This window comes from Mucilaginibacter agri, from assembly GCF_009928685.1.
GTDB lineage: Bacteria > Bacteroidota > Bacteroidia > Sphingobacteriales > Sphingobacteriaceae > Mucilaginibacter > Mucilaginibacter agri.
Genome location: NZ_WWEO01000040.1, coordinates 306,029 through 312,333, shown reverse-complemented (window position 1 = coordinate 312,333; position 6,305 = coordinate 306,029). Strand labels below are relative to the sequence as shown.

The 6,305-nt window shown below is 45.7% G+C and carries 10 protein-coding genes; 8 read left to right on the top strand and 2 right to left on the bottom strand.

Translation table 11 applies throughout. The features are described 5' to 3' along the window. The first annotated feature begins 208 nt into the window (after positions 1 to 208). The 7 genes from GSY63_RS07265 to GSY63_RS07235 all read left to right on the top strand — a co-directional run bounded on the left by GSY63_RS07265 (position 209) and on the right by GSY63_RS07235 (position 5,216). A complete protein-coding gene (locus tag GSY63_RS07265; protein ID WP_166585124.1) occupies positions 209 to 1,363 on the top strand; it encodes an exodeoxyribonuclease VII large subunit in 1,155 nt (384 codons plus the stop codon). A 162-nt stretch (positions 1,364 to 1,525) separates the two neighbouring features. After that, the gene (locus GSY63_RS07260) at positions 1,526 to 2,050 is read left to right on the top strand and encodes a hypothetical protein (protein WP_166585123.1); all 525 of its coding nucleotides are present in this window, start codon (positions 1,526 to 1,528) and stop codon (positions 2,048 to 2,050) included. Positions 2,051 to 2,176: 126 nt separating this feature from the next. Next, positions 2,177 to 2,614 carry a MarR family winged helix-turn-helix transcriptional regulator gene (locus GSY63_RS07255; RefSeq protein ID WP_166585122.1) on the top strand — a complete coding sequence of 146 codons (438 nt, stop codon included), beginning with the start codon at positions 2,177 to 2,179 and terminating at the stop codon, positions 2,612 to 2,614. A gap of 127 nt (positions 2,615 to 2,741) precedes the next feature. Beyond that, positions 2,742 to 3,668: an SDR family NAD(P)-dependent oxidoreductase gene (locus tag GSY63_RS07250; RefSeq protein WP_166585121.1), complete on the top strand. Its 927-nt coding sequence runs from the start codon at positions 2,742 to 2,744 to the stop codon at positions 3,666 to 3,668. A 5-nt stretch (positions 3,669 to 3,673) separates the two neighbouring features. Then, positions 3,674 to 3,931: a hypothetical protein gene (locus GSY63_RS07245; RefSeq protein ID WP_166585120.1), complete on the top strand. Its 258-nt coding sequence runs from the start codon at positions 3,674 to 3,676 to the stop codon at positions 3,929 to 3,931. A gap of 132 nt (positions 3,932 to 4,063) precedes the next feature. Further along, positions 4,064 to 4,456, top strand: a complete 393-nt coding sequence (locus tag GSY63_RS07240; RefSeq protein ID WP_208094483.1) for a cupin domain-containing protein — start codon at positions 4,064 to 4,066, stop codon at positions 4,454 to 4,456. 4 nt (positions 4,457 to 4,460) lie between these two features. After that, entirely contained in the window at positions 4,461 to 5,216 is a 756-nt protein-coding gene (locus GSY63_RS07235) for an SDR family oxidoreductase (protein ID WP_166585118.1), read from the top strand. Between the two features lie 72 nt (positions 5,217 to 5,288). On the opposite strand, the gene GSY63_RS07230 is transcribed toward GSY63_RS07235, so the two are convergent. Next, entirely contained in the window at positions 5,289 to 5,564 is a 276-nt protein-coding gene (locus GSY63_RS07230; protein ID WP_166585117.1) for a winged helix-turn-helix transcriptional regulator, read from the bottom strand. 24 nt (positions 5,565 to 5,588) lie between these two features. Here GSY63_RS07230 and GSY63_RS07225 point away from each other — a divergent pair, with 24 nt between their 5' ends. Next, positions 5,589 to 5,762, top strand: coding sequence for a hypothetical protein (locus GSY63_RS07225; protein WP_166585116.1), 174 nt, complete (start codon positions 5,589 to 5,591; stop codon positions 5,760 to 5,762). A 25-nt stretch (positions 5,763 to 5,787) separates the two neighbouring features. On the opposite strand, the gene GSY63_RS07220 is transcribed toward GSY63_RS07225, so the two are convergent. After that, positions 5,788 to 6,165: a response regulator gene (locus GSY63_RS07220; RefSeq protein ID WP_166585115.1), complete on the bottom strand. Its 378-nt coding sequence runs from the start codon at positions 6,163 to 6,165 to the stop codon at positions 5,788 to 5,790. Positions 6,166 to 6,305: the final 140 nt, after the last annotated feature.

The following is a 6,305-nucleotide window of genomic DNA, read 5'->3' as shown; positions in this document are numbered from 1 at the left end:
GGAAAGACAGCTTGCTTCATATAAATGATTAACGTACGAGGAGCCGTGTGAAGGGAAACTTTCATGCACGGTTCTGAAGACCAGCCGTAGAGGCGACTCTACGGCTGAGTTTAATCCTTTTTCGGGGAAGAAAAAGATACAGCGGAAAGCGCGGTGACCGGGGAACCGGGCAGCTTCCCTCAATTCTTAAAATGGCCCACGGATATTTTTGGTATTTTTACAGTTTATGGAAAACCAGGAAGCCATTATCTATTCACCGGCAGCGGTACTCAATATTTTCAACAATTCGATCTCGCTGAAACAAACACAGCGGATCATCCAGTTGCGGGGTATCTTCGTAATGGGTAAAGGCGCTTTCTATAACGGCAGCTACTATGATAGCCTGCGGGATGAATCAACGGATGCGCAGATCACGCTGGTGGTGCCCGCCCTGATCAGGAACGAGCTGCAACACAACAAGACCGTAACGATCAATGGCTACATCACCCGAAGAGTGGTGAACAACGCCAGCCGCATCGAGATCCAGCTAACGGTAACCGAATTAGTCGGACAAACCCAAAACAGGTATTCAGATGATGAACTGAAGCGCATTGAGCTTCAACAGGCGAAAGCAGCAGCAGGCTTCCGCGACGTGCAGGGCTGGATCAAGGAACAGATCCTGCTGGAACACCCCTTTAAGATCGGCGTCATCATCGGCAAAACAGCAATTATCGACAACGATATCAAACACCAATTGCGCGAATCCATTGCCTTTTATGAATTAGAATTCTATCGCATCAACCTCAGTTCAGAAATGGAGATCATCAATACGATCCGGCAATTGGATCAGAGCGGCACCGACATTATCGTCGTATCACGGGGAGGCGGTGAAAACCTGGACATATTTAATAAGATAAGCATCGCCGAACAGGCGATAAAGCTAACCCCGCTATTTATAACTGCCATTGGCCATAAAGATGACGTAACACTGCTACAAAAAGTAGCAGATAAGGCATTCATTACCCCCTCTGAGTTCGGTCAGTTCCTGAACGACACCTATAACCACACCATTGAAGAAGCGCAGCATTCACGGGCGCAACTGGTAGAGTCGGTCACCAAACAATTATCCGCCGGATACCAGAAAGAGATCGACAACCTGAAAGAGCAGGTCAAAAACCTGGAGGAACTCAAAAAGCAAAGTTCCGCCGATATGCAAAAGGTTTACGATGAAAAGATCAGTGGCTTAACCTTGCTGCAACGGGAAAAGCAACTACTATACGAGCGTCAAATCGCAGAACTGGAAAAGAAAAGCAATATTAATTGGACGGCGGTGATCGTTGCTATTGTATTAGGCCTGCTTATTGGCTATCTGCTGCATCATTAATGTAATCGTTTCGACTACGTGTAAATTGCGCTTTGACCGATTAACAGATGTATTTTTTTTCTTAAAAAATTGGCAAATTAGTAGTGCGCAAATAGGCTGCGTAGGCCAACTTTTATTTTGTTCTTAGAAATTGAACAATTAAACTTTTCACAATTTAAAAAAATGAACGGCCTTCAGGAAATGACACTCATAAGTGAGATCGTGCTACAGTCTCAAATCGCAAAGCGAGCTGCTGAACGTTTGCGGGCAACCCATGATCATTTTGATCATATAGAAACCTGGTGTTCGATTCAATCCATACTGGTATCCGTAGGAATTGTCTCTAAAATTCTTTGGCCGGACAAAAAGTATAAACAGTGCGGGGTGGAATTACGGCAGCTACTCAAAGTTGATGAGCGTAACCCGCTTTCCAATCGGTCATTTCGTAATCATTTTGCGCATTACGATGAGCGCGTACATGAGTATTTTAAGTTTAACGCGCAAGGCGTCTACACAGATTTAGCGATGAACCCTCACTTAAACAGCGGGATATTCGGCCATATCCCCATGCATACGCACAGAGGTTATAATGCCTTCAATAATACCGTAGTATTTCGGGACGAAACGCTTGATTTAAACAAATTATTAGGAGCGCTTGATACGCTACTCAAAAACTGCAAACCATACGCCTTAGACATGGATTCTTAACCTGAGGCATTTTAGTTTCAGAACACGTTGATAAGGATTATATGGAAAAGGTGGGACGAAGGATCGCGTGATCTTTGATTTAATCCCCTATTTTCGTAGCTTAAATTAAATATAGTTCAGAAAATTATGATAGCAGAAGCGCCAAATGCGGAAAAATTCATTTTTGCCATGTACAATTTGAGCAGTGCGATAAAGACTGAATCCGAGCGTTGTGGCAAGATCTGCGGTAACCTTAATGAGAAAGAATTATTCATGATTGATTTTATCGGCGGGAAAAAAAGTGTCAAAATGAGTGACATCGCTGACTATTTACAAGCCCCCCTAAGCACATTAACTACCATTGTCGATAAGCTGGTCGTTAATAAGTTCCTCTTACGCTATAATTCGAAAGACGACCGGCGGGTGGTAAAAGTTGAGCTTGACCGGAAAGGAAAGGCATCCTATAAAGAATTCAACAACCAGAAGGAGATCATGGCCAACAAGGTCTTAGGCCATTTGAGCGAAGCAGAACAAGCAATCCTGATCGCTAATCTCATACAGCTTACTGCTTCGATGAACAAATGATTTTTAGCTGAATATTTCGAAGTCCGTACTTTTTTAAATACGAACAATGTCATCTGAATCTAAAAAAAACGATTCCTACTATCATTTTATTTCGATAGTCGTACTATTGTATAATCGAAATAAAAAAATGAACGAAGGCATTTTAATTATCGGCGCGAATGCCGGGCTTGGTAAAGAGGCTGCCCGGCAGCTGGCCATGAAAAAAGAAACCAGAAAGGTCATTCTTTTTTGTAGAAGCCAGGCTAAAGCCGAGGAGGCAAAAAAGGAACTTGAGGCGCAAACCGATAAAAATATCTTTGAAATAGTCATTGGCGATGTTGCAGATGCCAGTTCGGTGATAAACGCCGTAGCACAAATAAAGGAACCCATCGATGCGGTGATTTTAAATGCAGGTGGAATGGTGGGAAAAACTGCGGCTCAAATTACGCCGTCCGGTATGAATCAATTGGCCGCTACCAATATCTTGGGCAATGTTGTAGTCGTGGAGGAATTGATCAAACGAGATTTGTTAAAAAAAGCGGTGCTGTTTGTCAGTGCTGAAGCTGTTCCGGGGGTAAAAAGTCTTGGCATGAAACCAGTTGCTATGAAAACTTCCTCAGCAGATGAATTCGCCGGCGTTCTTGACGGATCCTATTTCGGCAAACATTTCGATGTAACCCAAGCCTACGGTTATGTAAAATATGCAGGAACAATGTGGACCTTAGCCATGGCCAGGAAATACCCCCAGCTCAAATTTGTGGTGATGAGTCCCGGGAACACGAAGGGAACTAATGCGCGGGATAGTTTGCCCGCGCCGATGCGCTTTATGTTGAAATACATCATGATGCCTATTGTATTTCCGTTATTGGGCGATATGGTGCATAGTTTAGAAACAGGTGTCAAACGCCTGGTGGACGGAGTTTCGGAAGATCGCTATCAAAGCGGTGTATTTTATGCAAGTAGAGCAGGTAAATTGTCTGGCGACGTGGTTGACCAAAGCACGTTCTACACCGATCTTAAAAACACCATCTATCAGGATAATGCCTACGAAGCGATCCACCGGTTCAACAAATAGGCTTCATGAAAATCATCTCTAACTGTAAAAGGGCGACGTTTCTGATCGAGAAAAAACAGATCGGCGGCATCACTATGCGTTATGAGATGGCTTTGCAGTTACACCTGGCCTGCTGTTCTCTATGCCGGGTTTACGAACAGCAAAGCATCATGATCGATCAACTAGTTCATGAGCTTCAGTTCATGCAGACCAAACAACTTGACGACGATCTTAAAAAGGAGATGCAAAAGCTAATAACAGTAAGCCTGGAGAAAATTAAATAAACCATGCAAATCAAAAGAATCATTACAGCAGAAGGTCAAAACGGCGTAGCCACCAGAACAGATACCTTCGATACCGCTACCGTTGACTTCCTCACCAATATTTGGGGATTCGACCAGGTTCCCGATCTCCCCTTGAGGCCGGAACAAGTGCTCGGTGAATACCAGCAAATGGGCATATTCGGCCCTCCCGGCGGAGTGCGCGTTGACCTTTTTACGCTGCCACCTGAAACAGATAAACGGCCAGGCGAGCTCAGAACATCCGGCCCGATTGACATGGGTACACCAGCCATGATACCCGGTGAAAGCGAGGGAATGCACCGCACTGACAGCATCGATCTAGCCATTGTGCTCGGTGGCGAAGTAACCGCCGGATACCCTGGCGAAGACGGCCAGTTACAAGAAGTGACAATGACAACCGGCGACATGATGGTGACCAACGGAACCTTCCATAGCTGGCACAACCGTTCGGGCAAGGACTGTAGCCTTCTATTTATCGTTTTCGGCGCTGAGCGTAAAACAGTTTAAAAGTATGAAAAAGCATAAAGATAAAGTTGCCGTCATTACCGGAGGAAATAGCGGCATCGGTTATGGAATAGCAAAGGAACTGATCGCGCAAGGGGCCGAAGTGGTGATCACCGGCAGAAGTCAAAACGCTGTTAAAGAAGCTGAGCAGACATTAGGCCCGGGCACCACAGGTATTGTCGCCGACCAATCAAATATCGCAGACTTAAGTCAACTGGCAGATCAGGTAAAAAAACAATTCGGCCACGTAAATTCGCTGGTTATCAATGCCGGTGTAATGTATATGTCCACTATCGAAGAAGTCAGTGAACCGCAGTTCGACCAAATTATGGATATCAATTTTAAGGGTGCCTTTTTCACCTTGCAGAAATTTTTACCGCTCATGGAAAGTGGTGCTTCCGTGATCTTCATATTAGCACTCAGCGCTACACAGGGTACGCAAAACAGGTCCGTATACAGTGCCAGCAAAGCGGCGCTGAAATCATTGGCAAGGGTTGCCGCCATTGAATTAGCTCCTAAAGGCATCCGCGTTAATGCCATATCGCCCGGACCGTTCAGCACGCCGATATTTGGAAAAAGCGGCGCCCCGGCTGCCGCACTCGAAAAGTTTGCGGATACGATAGCCCAAAAAGTTTTACTGAAAAGATATGGCGAACCCGGCGAAATCGGGGAGCTGGTATCCTTTCTCTCTTCAGAAGATGCGTCCTATATCACCGGAGGTGACTATGTCATCGACGGCGGCATGTCCATCAACTTCAGTTGAAGCATCGCAAAAACACAGCTATGACCTAGCCGCGTCATCAGTATTTGCAGATCGGCCCGGCGATTAAGAAATTCACTGAACAACTGCAACGGACTCCTTATGTTTTATACCCCAAAGGCGGATCTGATCACAAATGGGTAAAAGTTCAGTTCCTAATTCCGTAAGCGCATACTCCACCCGCGGTGGAATCTCGGCAAAGACCGTGCGCGTGATCAGGCCATCGCTTTCCAGTTCGCGTAGCGATAAGGTGGTGTTGAAGCTGATGAACGGCTGACTTTCATTCAGGCTGATCTGTCCAGCGACACGAATTGGGATAACGCTGTAAAAGGCTGTACCTACGTCCTGCATATCGCGTCACCCACACCGAAGCTATTGGAACAAGATACTCCGGCAGATGATCTGCCAGATGAACAAAATCCTGATTACCTGGGGAAATTTATATTCGATCATAATGGCTTAAAGCACTTCGATGGACAAGTGCTTAGTTTAGCGGAGCAGGCTTACCTTGCTGTGTTTACCGAAAGTTACGAAGAACCGGACCTTTAAGAGATCATCAATTGTCGGTGGTCAGTTAAGCCTCCTGCAAACTTTCACCGCCAGTGAGGGACTGCACAGCCGTCAATAATTCGTCAAGATCGAACGGTTTTGCAATAACTGCATCGCAGCCAAATTTGCGCAGGTCGAGACCGGGTTGCATATAAGCAGTAAAAATGATAACCGGAATATCCCGAAATCGCGCATGCGACTTGATCGCTGCGCACAGTTCACCACCGTTGGCATCCGACAGACGGTAATCTATTATGATCAAATCGGGTGAATAACTTTCGATCAGGGTGAGAAAGCCCGCGCCTTGCATCGTGCTTTTCACTTCGTACTGTTCATACGCCAGCACTTCTTCGACGATCTGAACGATGTCCAGATTGTCGTCCAGCAACAAAATCTTTTTCATAGGAAGTCACTTTCAGCAGGTATGGCGGTTAGCTTAAAAAGCTGAAAGCGATGAAGTCGCGCAGAAGAACGGTGCAAATGCACTCCACCGCAAGTCGACCGGGATCAGGTCCTCAAACCATACAACCTAAAGATCAGGAT